This window comes from Allostreptomyces psammosilenae (assembly GCF_013407765.1).
In the GTDB taxonomy this organism is placed as follows: Bacteria; Actinomycetota; Actinomycetes; order Streptomycetales; family Streptomycetaceae; genus Allostreptomyces; species Allostreptomyces psammosilenae.
Genome location: NZ_JACBZD010000001.1, coordinates 3,003,603 through 3,019,672, shown reverse-complemented (window position 1 = coordinate 3,019,672; position 16,070 = coordinate 3,003,603). Strand labels below are relative to the sequence as shown.

Genomic DNA, 16,070 nt, shown 5'->3' with positions numbered 1-16,070 from the left:
TAAGAGCGCGCGATGTCCGCTGGTCAGCAGCCTTACGGCGCGAATACACGCGCATGCCAGCGGCCTGGAGTCGGCAGGCGTCCCTCGATTCTATGTGACAGATTTCACATGCGCTCATGGAGCACGAGGGCGCTCGGGGGTACACCGCAGCTCACGGTGCACGGAGGTTTCCGCCATTGCGCGGCCGCGAGCACCCGTTCGGATGCCGATCCGAGGGCTCTCGCGGTAGATCGCCCGGATGATGGGGAATGGGCACCGCGACGACTTCGGGGGAGGTGACGCAGATGACCACCCGGACGAGCCCCGGCGACCTGACCGGACAGGACGCCCTTCCGTTCCGCCCCCGGGTGATCGCACACCGCGGTTCCTCGGGGGACCATCCCGAGCACACCATCGAGGCATACCGCCAGGCCATCGCCGACGGCGCCGACGGCCTGGAGTGCGACGTCCGGCTCACCGCGGACGGTCACCTGGTCTGCCTGCACGACCGGACGGTCGCCCGCACCTCGGACGGCCACGGCGCCGTCTCCACCCTCACCCTGGCACAGCTGCGCGCCCTGGACTTCGGTTCCTGGAAGACGGGACGCCCCGCCGCCGTGCTGGAGCTGCGGGAACTGCTGGAGCTCGTCAGGGACGCCGGACGGCCGCTGGAGCTGTTCGTGGAGACCAAGCACCCCAACCGCCACGGCGGCCTGGTCGAACGGCGCCTGGTGGAGCTGCTGCGCCACCACGGACTGCCCGCGCCGGGCCGGCCGCGCTCGGTCCGGGTGATGAGCTTCTCCCGACTGGCCCTGGTCCGGCTGCGGCGGATGGCCCCGGGGCTGCCGCTGGCCTTCCTGGGCAACGGCGTACCGCTTCCGCACGGGGGCCGGCTTCCCGCCGGCGCGCAGGCGGCGGCGCCGTCCATCACCGCCGTACGGGAACGCCCGGGGTCCGTGCGGCGGCTGCACGACGCGGGAAAAGAATTCTACGTATGGACAGTTGACGAGATCTCAGACATTGAGCTGTGCATTCGGCTGGGGGTGGACGCGGTCATCACCAATCGTCCCCGGCTGGTGCGCGAGATGCTCGACGGCTGACACCCGTCACGGCTGAACACGCGAACAGGAATGGGGACACGGTGACGCAGGCCCACGGGGGAACGGCCGCACGGCGGACCGTCCGGGCATATCGCAATCCGCCATCCACACGAACACCGATCCGGCCCACGGCACCCATCCGGTGCGGCTCCCGGTCGAACTCCAATCCGCGCGGTGGCGGATCCGCTCCGCGCCGTTTCCATTCGGTCGAACCGGGGCATTCATCCCGTGGCGTTGGGCGAGGGAGGTACGGGGGTGGCGGTGGTGACGGCGCGTGACGTGCCCACTTCCTCGACCTTGTTGTTGCCGCACGGTCCGTCCAGCGTGAGCATCGCGCGGCGCCGGCTCTGCGGCGAACTCGACGAGCGACAGGTGCCCGAACCGGTGGTGGACGACGCCGCCCTGATCATCTCGGAACTGCTCAGCAACGCGTTCCGGCACGGCCGCCCGCTCGACCCGCGCCTGGTGGACGACGCCGAGGACCTCCGGCCGCCCACCACCACGCCCCGCACGCCGGTGGCGGTGACCGTGCCGCTGGGCTCGGCGCCGCTCGGGCCCGCCGGCCCGGTGGGGCAGCTGGGACAGGTGGGGGCGGTGCCCGTCGGCTCGCTGCCGCTGGCCCGCCACACCCAGGAGACCGCCGAGGCCCCCGCCACGGCCAACGGAACCGGAACCGCCACCGCCCCGGCGCCGGACGGCGGCGGGGTGATCCGGGCGCACTGGCGGATCACCGTGGACGGCCTGCTGCGGCTGGAGGTCACCGACGGCGGCGGCCCGACCCGCCCCCGCGCGGCCATGCCGTCCTTGACGGCGCACGGCGGGCGCGGCCTCGGCATCGTCGCCACCCTCGCCCTGGACTGGGGGTTCGAGGACGGCGCGCAGGGCGAGGTGACGGTCTGGGCGGTGCTGCCGGTCCGCGCGCGGCACGCCCGCCGCCCCGGGCTGCCGGTCCAGCGCAAGGCGGATCCGCAGTCCGAGGCGGAGGATCCGGCCCCCCGCACGCCCGCCCGGGAACGGGAGCTCGGCCGCCCGGGACACGGCCGGCTCGGTCCGACCCCGCGCGGCCACGGAGCGGGAGCGGGGCCGGGAGCTGCGGCGGCACACCCGTCCGGCCCCGGTTCCGGGCACGGACGGGGGCCCGCGGGCGGCCGTGGGACCGGCCCGTCGGAGGACGTTCTCGGGCCCGAGGAGGAGGCCGCGCTGCTGGAGCGGTTCGCCGACGAGTTCCCTGACCCACCGTGACACCGCGCCCCGGCCGGGAGTCGTTACGCTTCCGCGCAGATCGGACAGATACGAACTGCATCGGGAGTAACCCCGCATGGCGAAGAAGGCCGCCAAGAAGGCGCCCCGCACCAGCCGTCCCGCCACACCGGCCGACGGGGCGGTGCCCGTCGTCGGAGCCCGCGAGCCCTGCCCGTGCGGCTCGGGCCGCCGCTACAAGGCATGCCACGGCAAGGAGGCAGCGCACGCCGTCCAGCGACTCGTCCGGCGTCCATTCGAGGGAATGGCGGGCGAGTGCGACTGGGTCGCCATGCGGGAGCTGGTGCCGGCGGCCACCGCGCCGCTGACCCTGCGCCCCGAGGTCGCCGCCGAGTACGGCGCCGAGGACACCCCCATCACCCTGGCCACCGTGCTGCCGCTGGCCTGGCCGGGGATGAAGCGGGCGGACGGCAAGGTGCTCATCGGCCTGCAGACCCAGGGGTCCAGCGGCGACGTCGCCCGCGACCTCGGCCACGCGCTGGCGCGGGCGCTGCGCAACGAGCCGGGCGAGCCGGTCCCGCAGTCCGTGCCGGCGCCGGACGGCCCGCGCCTGCCCGACCTGCTGGACACCTCCGTGCCGCTGGACGTCACCGTGCACGAGGGCTTCGAGTTCTGGCTGGAGGGCATGGAGAACCCGCAGGGCGAGGTGGCGGCCTCGCTGGAGCGGGCCAACGCCGCCGCCGTGCCGACGGTCCGGCTCACCGGCGTGGAGGCCGCCTACTGGTGCCGCGCCGGCGACCGCAACCACCTGCGCTGGGTGATGCCGCACGAGGAGGAGGCCCTGCTCGAGGCGCTGGCCCGGCTGCACGCCGCCGGCGCGTCCGGCCTCGGCGAGGGGACCCGCTTCGTGGGCTCCTTCCGGGCGCACGGGCTGCTGGTGCCGGTGTGGGACCTGCCGGTGCCGATGGGCGCGGAGGACGTGGAGAAGCCGGCCGCCGAGTTCGCCGGCCGGCTGGCCGAGGCGCTCGCCGAGACCGGGCCGCTGAGCCCGGCGGAGCGGCGGGCCCGCGACGGCCTGCTGAACCGGCAGCTGACCATCAGCTGAGCCAGCCCGCTGGAACCGTCCGTCGCGCCGCTCCGACGCCGCGCGACGGACGGCTCCGGCCGCACGGCGGCGGCGGACCGGCGGGGGTTTCCGGCGCTCCGTTCGCCGTCCCGGGTGCGCCACCGCGACCGCCTTGTTAGCGTGGTGGTCGACCCGATCGCTGGTGCATCCCCCGTCGCCGGCGGTCGGGTCCCGTCGTCCCCCGGCGCCGTGCACCGGGCGGCGGCCAGAGGATCCCCCGCCGTCCGGCGCCACCGTGCCATCCGGGCGTCACGGCCCCCGTCACCCGGGCATCCGGCTGTCCGCCGGAATCCGCCGGGTCTCCTCGATCAGCACGTCCGCCAGGTCGCGGATCACCGGCAGCCACGGCGGCCCGTAGGACAGCGGCACCAGCGACGAGCGCCCCGCCGCGGAGTGACCGGCCGGCACCGGCGGACGGACCCACCGGGCGCCCCGGCCCGGGAGCGGCTGGCGCGGCACGTCCACCGAGCGCGCCTGGCGGGACAGCCGCGTCGACCGCCCCGCCGATGGCTCCGTCAGGCCGTGCAGCACCGGAAGCTCCAGGTAACCGCCCCTGGCGTGGTAGCGCAGCGTGGTCGGCACCCACTCCTGCTCGTCGAGGATCTCCCCGAGGTCGTCGAAGGTGTAGGGGGCGACCAGGAACAGGTGGCGGCCGTGCGCCGCGATCACCGGACCGGTGCGCACCCCCGCCCGGTCGAACCGCACCAGGGCCCGCGCGCCGGCGAGCGCGGGCAGCGCCACGGCGGAGACCCGGTCCCCGGTGGGCACCACCACCGGCGCGTCCGGCCGGCGGCTCCACCACCAGCGCACCATCCGGCCGTCCCGCGTCGCCGCGGCCAGCTGCGGGTCGAGCGCGTGGGCTCCCGGCACCGCGCAGTCCGGTCGGCCGCAGCGGCACAGCGGCCCGGCGGCGCGCCGGGCCCGCGCCGACTCCCGTCGGTGGCCGCCGAGCAGGGCGCCCAGGCCCCGGAATTCCCGGGAGCCGCGTGCGTCGCGGGTGTCACGCGCGTCGCGGGAGCCGCCCAGGGCGGACGAACCGAAGGCGCCGCGGGAGAGGCGACCGCCCCCGCGGTGTATTCCGGCCCCGGGTACCACCGCCCAGCGCCAACTGAGGGCGCAGGTCAGCGCCGTCTCGCGCTGCGGGGAGGCGAGTCCGAGTCGCCCTGAGAGGATCTCGCGCATGTGCGCTCGTTCCCTTCCGTGACCGTATAGGAGCTTTCCGTGACACCTTCGAAAGCGCACCATGCCACACCGAGGGAGCGAAACCTGGCGAGGGGTGGCGTTGGGTGGCGATTACGCATCGGGAGTGCTGTCATGCCGCCCCGACCGCGGCAGCACAGGGACGGTGGGTGCCGCGGCGGTGCGTCGGTCAACCGGTCCTACGGCAACGCAGACGCATCACTACGGGTATAGGTTCCACCGGCCGGGGAGTCGAAACGGCGCGCCGAGGGCACCGAAACGTACGATCGCTCACATGGAGCAGCACGAGACGTCCTCGCGGCACGCGCCGTCCGAGCCCGCGCACGAGTCCCGCCACCCCGAGGGGGAGCGGCCCCAGGAGGGGGAGCGTTCGGGGGAGGGGGAGCGTTCGCAGGCCAGGCGGGAGGACGCCGCCGGCGGCGCGCCCGCGGACGTCGCCGTGGTGATCCCCGCCTACCGGGAGGAGGCGCGGATCGCCCAGACGGTGGCCGCCGCCGCCACCCTGGACGGCGTCGACCTGGTGGTCGTGGTGGACGACGGCTCCGACGACGCCACCGCGGAGAAGGCGCGCGCGGCCGGTGCCGTCGTGGTGCGGCACTCGCGCAACCGGGGCAAGGCCGCCGCCATGGAGACCGGCGCGGCGGCCGTGGCGGCCGTGGAGGACGTGCAGGCCGCACGGGCGCGCCAGGCCCGGGGCGGCCAGACGGAGCCCGGGGGCGGGGCCGCTGGGTTCGGGCCCGCCGGGGCCACCGGGGCCGAGGCCCCCGGGGCGGTTCGGGCACCGCGCCACCTGCTGTTCCTCGACGCCGACCTGCGGGACACCGCCGCGAACGCCGGACCGCTGGCCGCCCCGGTGCGCGCCGGCGAGGCCGACATGACCATCGCCGTGCTGCCGCCGCAGAAGCGCGCCGGCGGCGGCCACGGCTTCGTGGTCCGGCTCTCCCGCGAGGGCATCCGCCGCACCACCGGCTTCCAGGCCACCCAGCCGCTGTCCGGACAACGCTGCCTGACCCGCGCCGCCTTCGAGGCGGCGCTGCCGCTCGCCCACGGCTTCGGCGTGGAGACCGGCCTGACCGTCGACCTGCTCGCCGCCGGCTACCGGGTGCGGGAGGTCGAGGTGGAGTTCCACCACCGGGTCACCGGCACGGACCTGCGCTCCCAGGTGCACCGGGGGCGGCAGTTCGCCCACGTCGCGCTGGCCCTGGGCGCCCGTGAGCTGCCCGTCGCGCTCGCCGAGGCCCGCCGCCGCGCGGCCCTCGGGGCACGTCGGCTGGCCGACCGGGCGACGGCCGGCCGTCCCCGGGGCGGGCGTTGACCGCCGACCCCGCACACGCCTCCCCCTCGCGCTCCACGCCCCCCGCACGCCCCCGACCCGCCCCGGAGCGCGCCGGCCGGACCGCCCTGACCTGCCTTGCGGTCGGGATCGCGCTGGTGCTCCTCACCGGCGTGCTCGGCGAGTCCGCGGCGCAGCCCCCGTTGAGCGGCGGACCCTCCTGGCTGCCGCCCTACCGGCTCTCCCCCGCCGATCCCGACGGTGCGGGAACCGGCTGGTTGGTCTGGGCGCTGCTCACCGCGGCCGTGCTGACCGGCGGGGTCGGGCTCTGGGTGGGTCTGACGGCGCTGCGCCGCGGCTGGACGCCGTCCGTGCGGCGACTGCGCGCCGCCGGCGCCGCCGCCGTGCTCGCCATGGTGCTGGTGCCGCCGATGGGCTCGGCCGACCACCTGGTGTACGCCGCCTACGGGCGGCTGGCGGCCACCGGCGGCGACCCGTCCACGCAGACCGCCGCGACGCTGGCGGAACGCGGCGATCCGGTGGGCCTGGCCGTGGAACCACCGTGGACCGACATCCCCTCCGTCTACGGCCCGGTGGCCACCGCCGAGCAGTGGCTGGCCGCGGTCGTCGGCGGGGACTCCGTGCACACCATCGTGTTCGTGCTGGCCCTGCTCGGGGCCGCCGCCTACCTGGGCACCGGCCGGCTCCTGGAGGACATGGCGGGCGGCGAGGCGGGGCGGGCCCGGGTGGCGCTGCTGTGGCTGCTCAACCCGCCGCTGCTGCTGGTCGCGGTCAACGCCGCGCACGTGGACGCCCTGGCCATCTTCTTCGCCGTCGCCGCGCTGCGGGTGCTCACCCTCGGCCACCGGCGCCGGGTGGCGGCCGGGACGCGCCGTGGCGCGCGGTGCGGTACCGCGGCGGCCGTCCTGAGCGGCGTGCTGGTGGCCCTGGCCTGCGCCACCAAGCTGTCGTTCGGCCTCTTCGTGCTGGCCCTGCTGTGGGGGCTGCGCCGGGACCCGCGCGCGGCGCTGGCCATGCTGCTGCCCGGCCTGGCCACCGGCCTGCTGCTCTACCTGCCGGTGGGGCTGGGCAGCCTGGAGCAGTTGCGGGAGAACGCGCGGCTGGTCTCCCTGGCGGTGCCGCTGCGGCTGACGGTCGGGCCGCTGGAGGCCCTGCTCGGCAAGGAGACCGCGCGCTCGCTGATCGGCCTGGTCGGCTGGCTGCTGATGGCGGCCGTCACCTGGCTGCTCGTCCGCCACCTGGGGCGGGTGGGCTTGCTGAGGCCGGTGGGCTTGCTGGGGCGGATCGCTCTGCTGGGGCGGACTCCCCGCACTTCGCGGCCGGGCGCCCACACGCCCGAGCCGGACGCGCGCACCGCGCAGACGGACGCCGTCTGGGCGGCGGCGGTGCTCTCGCTCGCCTGGCTGCTCACCGCGCCGTACAGCCTGCCCTGGTACGACGTGATGGCCTGGGCCCCGCTGGCCCTGCTGCCCGCCACCGCTCTGGACCGGCTGGCGGTGGTCCGCACCACGACGCTGGCCTGGGCCTACGTGCCCGGGCGGGCCGTGGCGCTGCCGGCCGCGCTGGACTGGGTCGCCGGCGGGGTGCGGGGCACGGTGGCGCCCGTGGTGGGCGTCGGGCTGCTCGTCGCGGTGGCCGTGCTGGGACTGCGGCGAAACACCGAAAAGCCTTCCGGGGAAACTCCTCCGGCACCCATTTCCCGTTAGTTGTTCGACGGCGCCGCGACGCTGTTCGATATCGCGAGGAAATGCCCGACGGAAATCGTGGACACCCCCTCATCACCCGTGTAGTAATGGCGTCACTATTGACGCACAGCTCGACATGGGGGTGTCAGATGCTGTTCGCAGCCCTGCCCGCACCCGTCTCACCGGCAATGGGCCCGATTGGTCGGGCGGCCGACGCCGCACGGCCCACCGAATACGCGATCACACCCCGGGGTGGAGGAGTGCGTCCGTGAACAGCGAGAACCACGAGAATGACGGGCCCGGCTCCCCGGCCGCCTCCGCCACCAGACGCGAACTCGTCGTCCACATCGACGAATTGACCCGGCTGCACCAGTTCACCGAACGCCTGGGCCGAATGCGCGGGGTCCGGGACACCGCCCGGGAGTTGCTCGCCACCGGCGCCCGGCTGATCGGGGCCGAACGCGGCCTGGTCACCCTCACCACCGGCGCGCCCACAGGGCCGATCGCCACGCTGGGGCTGGAGCGGGCCGACATCGGCGCGCTGGAGGTCGCCGAGGACGACCACGGGGAAGCGTCCGGGCTGCCGCGCGGCCTCGACCACCGGCTGCGGACCGGGCTGTCCCAGGACAGCGGTGCCGAGCCGGGCCGGGACCCGCGTCGGCGGGACGTCTACCGGCGGCTGGGGATCCGCGCCGACTTCACGGCACGGCTGACCACTCCGGACCACACCGACCTGGGGCTGGTCACCTGGTTCTTCGGCCACGGCGACGCACGGGACGGCGTGGAGGGCGTCGCGGGGGCGGCCGGGTCGGCCGGGTCGGTTGGTCCCGGGGGGTCGGTCGGTCCCGGGGGGTCGGCTGCGACGGGTTGTGTGGACGGCGCCGACGACGCGGCCCCGGGTGCCGTGGTGGAAGCGGGGCGCGGCGGGACCACCGAGACGACCGCCCCGGCCGGCCTGCCGGGCGAGCGGCAGCGTCACCTCGTGGCCCTCTACTGCCGGTTCGGCGCGCAGATGATCGCCAACGCGCTGGACCGGGACGGCATCTCCCGCGCCGCCGCCGCGCTGCACCGCGAGATGCTGCCCGGCCGGCTCCCGCGCCTGCCCGGCCTCCGGCTCGCCGGCCGCTACCGGGGCGGTGGGGGACGGACGGCTCCCGGCGGCGACTGGTACGACGCGCTGGAGCTGCCGGGCGACGGCCTCGGCCTGGCCGTCGGCGACGTCGTGGGGGAGGGGCCGCACGCCGCCGGGCTGATGAGCCAGCTCCGCAACGCACTGCGGGCCTACACCGTGCTGGAGGGCGAGGACCCGCCGTCCGTCCTCGGCGACCTCGACCTGCTGCTGCGCACCACGGGCGCCGGCGAGCTCGCCACCGCGCTGTACGCCTACGTGGACACCCGACAGCGGCGGCTGAGCCTGGCCAACGCCGGCCACTGCCCGATGCTGCTGGTCACCGGCTACGGCGCGCACTTCGTGGACACGGCGGTGTCGGCCCCCCTGGGGGCGCTCGCCTGCTGGGAGGCGCCGGGGGTGGAGATGCAGCTGGACGGCGGCGACCTGCTGCTGATGTACACCGACGGGCTGGTGGAGGCCGGAGACGCCGCGCTGCACACCGGGCTGGCCCGGCTCCGGGCGGTGGCGGCCGAGGCGCCGATGGCGGCGCGCCGGGATCCGGAGCGCTTCTGCTCGTACGTGCTGGACCGGCACCCGCGCTCCCGGCCGGCGGCGCTGCTGGCGGCGACGGTGGGGTAGGCGGGTGCGCTCCCTGGTTGTCTGGCTGTGGGGGGCCGCGCGGATGGCTACCAGGGGGTGGGGTGCGTTGGAGGCCCCTTGCTGCCCAGCCGTCTGTGGGGCCCCTTGCTGCCACCTGTCCGTGGGCCGGCTTTCTGCTGCCTACCTGTCTGTGGGGTCCTTGCTGCGCACCTGTCTGTGGGGTCCTTCCTGCGCCTACCTGCCTGTGGGCCTCCTCCCTGTCTGGTTTCCCCTTCCTGCAAGCGGGGTTCGGGGCGGCGGCTGAGTTATCCACAGGCTGCATGTGAGGGCTCCCACTGCGTGACCGACCCGTGGGATCCTGAAACAGGGGGTCCCCCCAGATCTAGCGCAGAGGTGCGGGGACAGCTCTGGCATGCTCCTGGCATCTTCGGGGCCCTGCCTCACGAAGGCTGCATCCGTCTGGAGCCACACCCCGAGTTATCCACAGGCTGTAGAAGGGGTCCTGCGCTGCGTGGCCAACTCATGGGATCCTGAAACAGGGGGTCCCCCCAGGCTCAGCGCAGGAATGCGTCGACGGCTCTGGCATGTTCGTGGCGACTTCGCCTGCGCGAGGTTATCCACAGGCAGCAAGAAGGGGGCAGCGCTGGGTGATCCCCCTGTGGGATCCTGAGAACAGGGGGTCCCCCCAGAACAGATGGTTACTTTCCGTGACCATGGATGGCATGTGCCTGGCGGGAGATGGGCGCCGGTGCTGGGGCGAGGCCGGAAGAGGCTGGGCTGCGATTCTCCGCGTCAGCGGCGCCATGAGGGCCGGAGGCGCCAGCCGCACCATGGGGGCCAGGAGCAGCAGGGGCGCCAGCCGCACCATCAGGGCCCGGGGCGGCGCCAGGGGCACCATCAGGGCCGGGGGCGCCAGGGGAGCCATGGGGACCAGGGGAGCCATGGGAACCAAGGGCGCCAGCGGCACCATGGGAGCCACGGGAACCCCCGGTATCTCCCCCACCACCATCTCCTCCCCCACCACTCCCGGCTTCCCCAGTACTGGCGGCGGCACCACCCGGACCATTGAGTCCCTTGGTTGCCCCAGCACCCCCAGCACCCCCAACACCCTCGGCACCTCCGGCACTATTGGCACCGCCCACACTGCCGGTTCCATCCGCCCCGATGGCACCGCCAGCACCCCCAGCACCCCCAGCATCGCCGGCTCCCCCAACGCCCCCGGCACCACCCGCACCGTCCCTCGCCTCCGCGGGCGGAAGGAGCCGTCGGCCGGCGGCTCCGAAGACCACCGCCATCGCCAGCGGGAACGCCGCCAGCAGGCACACCGTCGGGATCTGCACGCCCGAGTCGTTCACCGCGTAGCCGACGACCGCGGCCACCCAGCAACCGGCCAGCGTCGCCCGGAACGCCGGCACCTCCCGGTACAACCGGTCGACGCCCGCCAGCCGCAGCTTCAACGGCCACCAGATCACCCACACCAGCAGCACGACCACCACCGGGATCAGATAGGTGATCGGCGTGTCGAAGCTGTTCAGGTTGGTCTCCACCTTGCGCCGCAGCACCGCCGTCGCCCCACCGTCCAGCACGGTCTGCACGAACTCACCGAGGTGCGAGCGGGAGCCCGGCGGGCGCAGCCAGTCCAGCACGGCGACGGCCGCGACGAAGCCGACCGTGCCGAAGGACACCGCCAGCAGCTTCCCCCAGGACACCCGGGCGCCCCAGACGCCGAACGCCAGCGTGGCCACGCCCGGCAGCAGGCCGATCATGCCGCCGAAGTCCGCCCCGAGCGACGGCCAGCCGTCCACGACGGCCCCGACCACCCCCACGAGCACCACCAGCGCCACGGCCCCGCGCCGGTCGCCCCGGGCCCGCCGCCAGGAGGCCAGGGCGCCGGCGGTGATCAGCACGTACATGGCGAAGAGCGCGTACGCCACGTTGCCGAACCCGTAGAACCGGCCGGCCACCAGCGGGGACAGCCCGAAGACGGCGTTGAGCTGGAGCGGCGAGCCGAACAGCACGTCCCCGGCCAGCACCAGGTACGAGGCGCCGGCCACCACTCCGACCGGCCCGAACGGGCTGCGTCGCCACGGCCCGGTCAGCGCGACGGCCACCATGGCGAGCGTCCAGGCCACGGTGGCCGCGCTGAGCACGCTCAGCGGATGCTCGGCCGCCTCCCAGTGGGTGAGGTTCGCCAGGAAGGTGGCCGCAGGCATGGCACCGGCCGCCAGCCCGACGAAGCGGGCCACCTCCAGCACCACCCGCACCCAGCGGGGACGACGGTCACCGGCGCCCTCCCCGGTACCGGCGGCACCGACGGTACCGGCGGCACCGACGGGACCAACAGGACCAACAGGACCGCCAGGACCAACAGAGCCAGCAGGCCCGGCAGCACCGGCAGACGCCAGGGCCCGCCGCCCGGCCAGCAGGCGTTCGGCGAGCAGGGCGAGGCCGGTGGCCCCGAAGACCACGATCGGCACCACCGCCAGCAGCGTGGAGAAGTAGCCCACGCTGTTGCGCAGCACCTGCGCCGCCCAGTCGGGCAGCCGCTCGTCGGCCGGGTCCACCGGGCCCGGCACCACGCTCGCGGGACCGTCGGCCAGCCCGGCGGGCTGCGGCAGGCCGAGGGCGCCGAGCACGGTGGGGGTCAGGTCGGTCAGCTGCACCAGGCCGGTGTGCCGGGTGGAGCCGGCGTAGAGCTCGCCCTGGGGCACGCCGGCGCCGGCGGCGATCACGGTCCGCAGGTGCGGCGTCCAGGTGTCGTCGGCCAGCCCGGCGACGATCAGCAGGGTGTCCGCCGGGAGCGACTCGGCGAGCGAGCCGAGCCGTTCGTCGGCCACGTGCAGCGCGGCCTCGCGGTAGGCCTCCGGCTCCTCCTCGGGGTCGCCGCCGAACCAGCCCGGGTCGGTGCCGGGGCGGTTGCGGGCGTCCAGGGTGCCGATGTCGACGACGGTCAGCGGGCAGTGTTCGAGGAGCTGGCGGTCCACGGACTGCCGTCCGCGGTAGGGGGCGTACTCCGCGATCCGGCCCTGCTCGTCGGCGAGCGCCAGCGCGGCGCCGGGGCCGACCGCGGTGGCGCAGCCGCCGGCGTCCCGCAGGGCCTCGCCGAGCAGGCCGAAGTCGGGCTGGTAGAAGGGCTGGTTGTAGGCGACGATCTCGTCCATGCCGTTGATCCGCGCCGGGGCGGGCTCCAGCGGGCTGATGACGGAGTCCTCGGCGCCGAGCCCGACCGGGACGACACCGGCGTCACCCCCGCCCCCACCGCCCGCGCCGCCCCCGGCGCCGTCGGCCTCGGGGTCGTTGTCGGCGGCCAGGCCGCCGTCGTAGGCGTACGGGCTGGCCTCGCCCTCCTCGCCGTCCGCCACCACGCCGGGCACCGGAATGCTCGGGCAGAGCGTGCCCACGGTCTCGATGCGCTCCATGGTGCTGCGGGAGCCCGAGCCGAGGGTGAGCCAGCCGTCCACGGCACAGGCCCGTGGACGGACGGTGCGCACCGACATGGAGGCCACGGCCCCGTCCGCCGCCAGGGCGTGCAGGTGGGGCGTCTCCTCGGCCGAGATGTCGTCCCACTTCAGGCCGGGCACGCCGACGACCACGACGTGCTCCGCCCGGGGGACGGCCCGCGCGGTGGGCACCTGCGTGCTGGGCACCTGGGAGACGGCACCGGTGGCCGACGGCACCGCCGGGGCGGCCGCGGCGCCGCCGGCGACGGCCGGCAGCACCAGGCAGCCGAGGGCCGCCGCCAGCAGCACGCGGCGGAGCCGGCTCGGTGCCGTCCTCGGTTCTCTCGGGGCGGGGCGATGTGCTTCCACCCGAATGACGGTAGCCGCCGGGCGGGGGCGGGCCCGGCTGCGGCACCCCCTTTGGCGTGGTTCGCCCCCTTCAGTCCGCTCGCTGGCGAGGTGTCGGAAAGGTACGGGATCGCGCCCGGCGCCCCCGGGCGGGCGTACGTACGATGAGGTCTGGACCATCCGGAGCACGGACCACCGGGACGCGGGCCGACCACCGCGTCCGGGAGGTGGCCGCACCAGGCCGCCACACCCCGGCGGCCGCACCCCGGCGGCCGCACCCCGGCGGCCGCGCCCCGCGGCCCGCTCCGGCCCCACGCGCCCTACCGCGCCGTGGTGGCGGGGCGGGAAGGTGTTCCGGAGCGTCCGACATCCCGATATGGAGGCACACGACGTGACCGACGCGCACCCCACGGAAGCCACCGACGCCGGCGACGTGACCGACACCACCGGCACCGCCGCCACCGCCCGCCCCGGCGACACCCCCGCCGCGGCCGACGCCGACGAGCGGCAGACCGCCAGCAAGCCTCGGAAGAACGGCCTGTACCGGGGGGTCTCGGACGAACTCGCCGAGCTGATGAAGACCGGCTGGGCGGACACCGAGCTGCGCGACCTGGCGCCGCTGGAGCAGGCGCCCTACGCCGCCAAGCGGCGCGCCGCGCTCTCGGCCCGCTTCCCGGGCGAGCGGCTGGTGATCCCGGCCGGGAACCTGCGCACCCGCTCCAACGACACCGAGTACCCGTTCCGCGCGTCGACCGAGTACGTCCACCTCACCGGCGACCAGACGCAGGACGCGGTGCTGCACTTCGAGCCCCGGGCCGCCGGCGGCCACGACGTCACCGCCTACCTGCTGCCGCGCTCGGACCGCGAGAACGGCGAGTTCTGGCTGGACGGCCAGGGCGAGCTGTGGGTCGGCCGGCGGCACAGCCTCGGCGAGGCGGAGCGGCTGCTCGGCATCGCCTGCCGCGACGTGCGGGCCTTCGCGGAGGAGCTCGCCGCGCTGCCGGCCGCGCCGACCCGGGTGGTGCGCGGGCACGACGCCGGGGTGGAGGCGGCGGTGGCCGAGCTCCCGTCGCGCGCGGAGGGCGACGCGGCCCCGGAGCGGGACGCCGAGCTGAAGGTCTTCCTCAGCGAGCTGCGGCTGGTCAAGGACGACTGGGAGCTCGGGCAGCTGCAGAACGCGGTCGACTCGACGGTGCGCGGCTTCGAGGACGTGGTGCGGGTGCTGGACCGGGCCGTCGCCACCTCCGAGCGCTACATCGAGGGCACGTTCAACCTGCGGGCGCGGGTGGAGGGCAACGACGTCGGCTACGGCACCATCGCCGCCAGCGGCCCCAACGCCTGCACCCTGCACTGGGTGCGCAACGACGGCCCGGTGCGGCCGGGCGACCTGCTGCTGCTGGACGCCGGCGTGGAGACCACCACCCTCTACACCGCCGACGTGACCCGCACCCTCCCCGTCTCCGGCACCTTCACCGCCGTCCAGCGCCGGGTGTACGACGCGGTCTTCGACGCCCAGGAGGCCGGGATCGCCGCCGTCCGCCCGGGTGCCCCCTACCGGGCCTTCCACGACGCCGCCCAGCGGGTGCTGGCCGAACGGCTGGTGGAGTGGGGGCTGCTGGACGGCCCGGTGGAGCGGGTGCTGGAGCTGGGCCTGCAGCGCCGGTACACCCTGCACGGGACCGGCCACATGCTGGGCCTGGACGTCCACGACTGCGCGGTGGCCCGGACCGAGACGTACGTGGACGGCGAGCTGCTGCCGGGCATGGTGCTCACCGTGGAGCCGGGGCTGTACTTCCAGCCGGACGACCTGACCGTCCCGGAGGAGCTGCGCGGCATCGGCGTGCGGATCGAGGACGACGTGGTGGTGACGGCGGACGGCTGCCGCGTGATGTCGGACGGGCTGCCGCGCCGTGCGGAGGACGTGGAGCGCTGGATGGCCGGCCTGCGCTGAGCCGGCCCTCCTCCCGCCGGGGCCCCGGGGCCGGCTCAGGGCCCAGGGCCCCGGGGCGGCCCGGGCAGGGCCCCGGCGCCGCCCGGCGGCCGTTCAGAGCGGCCGGGTGGCGAAGGGCCGGGGCTCTTCCCGGCCGGGCCGGTTGTTGGCCGCCAGCAGCGCGACGGCGCGGCGGGCCGGGCCGGCGGGCGGCGCGAGGTGGGTGACGAGCCGCTGACCGCACTCGGGCAGGTCGAGGACGGTGTAGTCCAGCGGGATCTCGCCGACCAGGGGGTGCCGCATCCGCAGCGGCCCCCGCCGCGGCTCCTCGACCCGGTACTCCCGCCACTCGCGCCGGAACGCCGGGCTGGCCGCCGTCAGCCGGCGCAGCAGCGCCGCCGTCGCGGGGTCGCCGGACAGGTAGGGGGAGCGGGCCCGCAGGCCGGCGACCAGGCCGCGCCGCACCGCCTCCAGGTCCGCCGCGTCGAACAGTTCGGCCACCCGGCGGCCGGCGTAGAGCAGCCACAGCAGGTTCCGCCCGGCCGCCGGCGCCCCGCCGCCGTCCCGCCGAACGTCCTGCCCGACGTCCCCGCCGACGTCCCGGCAGGCGTCCCCGAGGAGCAGCCGGGCCGCCCGGTTGCACGCCAGGACGTCCAGCCGGGCGTCCACGACGTAGGCAGGCGCCCGGTCGAGGGTGTCCAGCAGCGACCGGGTGTGCCGGGAGATCTCCGGCGCGGCGAGCACACCCGCCCCGGAGCGGCGGGCGAGCCGGTGCAGGTAGTCGCGCTCCTCCCCGGACAGCAGCAGCGCCCGCGCCAACGCCTCCACCACCGACTCGGTCGGGTTGCGGCCGCGGCCCTGCTCCAGCCGGGCGTAGTAGTCCACGGTGACGCCCGCCCGCGCCGCCACCTCCTCCCGCCGCAGGCCGGGGGTGCGACGGTGCCCGCCGCCCGGCAGACCGACCCGCGCGGGCGACAGCCGCTCGCGGCGGGCCCGGAGGAAGGCCCCGAGGGTGCTGTCCGTCATCCGCCCATGGTGCTACGGCCGCCACCGCCCA

10 protein-coding genes are annotated in these 16,070 nt (G+C 75.7%); 7 read left to right on the top strand and 3 right to left on the bottom strand.

Annotation, left to right across the window (positions count from 1 at the left end; all coding sequences use genetic code 11):
* Positions 1-284: 284 nt before the first annotated feature.
* The 3 genes from FHU37_RS12285 to FHU37_RS12275 all read left to right on the top strand — a co-directional run bounded on the left by FHU37_RS12285 (position 285) and on the right by FHU37_RS12275 (position 3,384).
* Positions 285-1,079: a glycerophosphodiester phosphodiesterase gene (locus FHU37_RS12285; protein ID WP_179814233.1), complete on the top strand. Its 795-nt coding sequence runs from the start codon at positions 285-287 to the stop codon at positions 1,077-1,079.
* A gap of 324 nt (positions 1,080-1,403) precedes the next feature.
* A complete protein-coding gene (locus tag FHU37_RS28975; RefSeq protein ID WP_376773931.1) occupies positions 1,404-2,321 on the top strand; it encodes an ATP-binding protein in 918 nt (305 codons plus the stop codon).
* A 76-nt stretch (positions 2,322-2,397) separates the two neighbouring features.
* Positions 2,398-3,384 carry a DUF5926 family protein gene (locus tag FHU37_RS12275; RefSeq protein WP_179814232.1) on the top strand — a complete coding sequence of 329 codons (987 nt, stop codon included), beginning with the start codon at positions 2,398-2,400 and terminating at the stop codon, positions 3,382-3,384.
* Positions 3,385-3,666: 282 nt separating this feature from the next.
* Here the strand turns inward: FHU37_RS12275 and FHU37_RS12270 are convergent, their stop codons facing one another.
* The gene (locus FHU37_RS12270) at positions 3,667-4,587 is read right to left on the bottom strand and encodes a bifunctional DNA primase/polymerase (protein WP_179814231.1); all 921 of its coding nucleotides are present in this window, start codon (positions 4,585-4,587) and stop codon (positions 3,667-3,669) included.
* Positions 4,588-4,879: 292 nt separating this feature from the next.
* On the opposite strand from FHU37_RS12270, the gene FHU37_RS12265 reads away from it, so the two are divergent.
* The 3 genes from FHU37_RS12265 (at position 4,880) to FHU37_RS29315 (ending at position 9,334) form a co-directional block, all read left to right on the top strand.
* On the top strand, positions 4,880-5,920 hold the full coding sequence (locus FHU37_RS12265; RefSeq protein ID WP_179814230.1) for a glycosyltransferase family 2 protein: 1,041 nt from the start codon (positions 4,880-4,882) through the stop codon (positions 5,918-5,920).
* Between the two features lie 116 nt (positions 5,921-6,036).
* On the top strand, positions 6,037-7,605 hold the full coding sequence (locus FHU37_RS12260) for an MptA/MptB family glycosyltransferase (protein WP_179814229.1): 1,569 nt from the start codon (positions 6,037-6,039) through the stop codon (positions 7,603-7,605).
* A 247-nt stretch (positions 7,606-7,852) separates the two neighbouring features.
* On the top strand, positions 7,853-9,334 hold the full coding sequence (locus tag FHU37_RS29315) for a PP2C family protein-serine/threonine phosphatase (RefSeq protein WP_179814228.1): 1,482 nt from the start codon (positions 7,853-7,855) through the stop codon (positions 9,332-9,334).
* A gap of 659 nt (positions 9,335-9,993) precedes the next feature.
* Here FHU37_RS29315 and FHU37_RS28970 read toward each other — a convergent pair.
* Positions 9,994-13,104, bottom strand: a complete 3,111-nt coding sequence (locus tag FHU37_RS28970) for a hypothetical protein (RefSeq protein ID WP_179814227.1) — start codon at positions 13,102-13,104, stop codon at positions 9,994-9,996.
* Positions 13,105-13,516: 412 nt separating this feature from the next.
* On the opposite strand from FHU37_RS28970, the gene FHU37_RS12245 reads away from it, so the two are divergent.
* Entirely contained in the window at positions 13,517-15,034 is a 1,518-nt protein-coding gene (locus tag FHU37_RS12245) for an aminopeptidase P family protein (RefSeq protein ID WP_376774025.1), read from the top strand.
* A 93-nt stretch (positions 15,035-15,127) separates the two neighbouring features.
* Here FHU37_RS12245 and FHU37_RS12240 read toward each other — a convergent pair whose 3' ends face one another.
* A complete protein-coding gene (locus tag FHU37_RS12240) occupies positions 15,128-16,039 on the bottom strand; it encodes a helix-turn-helix transcriptional regulator (protein WP_179814225.1) in 912 nt (303 codons plus the stop codon).
* Positions 16,040-16,070: the final 31 nt, after the last annotated feature.

What these genes read in the sequence shown, in the direction of transcription:
- FHU37_RS12275 (WP_179814232.1), top strand. Translation starts at nt 2,398, where the DNA reads ATGGCGAAGAAGGCCGCCAAGAAGGCGCCCCGCACCAGCCGTCCCGCC.
- FHU37_RS12240 (WP_179814225.1), bottom strand. Translation starts at nt 16,039, where the DNA reads ATGACGGACAGCACCCTCGGGGCCTTCCTCCGGGCCCGCCGCGAGCGG.
- FHU37_RS12270 (WP_179814231.1), bottom strand. Translation starts at nt 4,587, where the DNA reads ATGCGCGAGATCCTCTCAGGGCGACTCGGACTCGCCTCCCCGCAGCGC.
- FHU37_RS12265 (WP_179814230.1), top strand. Translation starts at nt 4,880, where the DNA reads ATGGAGCAGCACGAGACGTCCTCGCGGCACGCGCCGTCCGAGCCCGCG.
- FHU37_RS12285 (WP_179814233.1), top strand. Translation starts at nt 285, where the DNA reads ATGACCACCCGGACGAGCCCCGGCGACCTGACCGGACAGGACGCCCTT.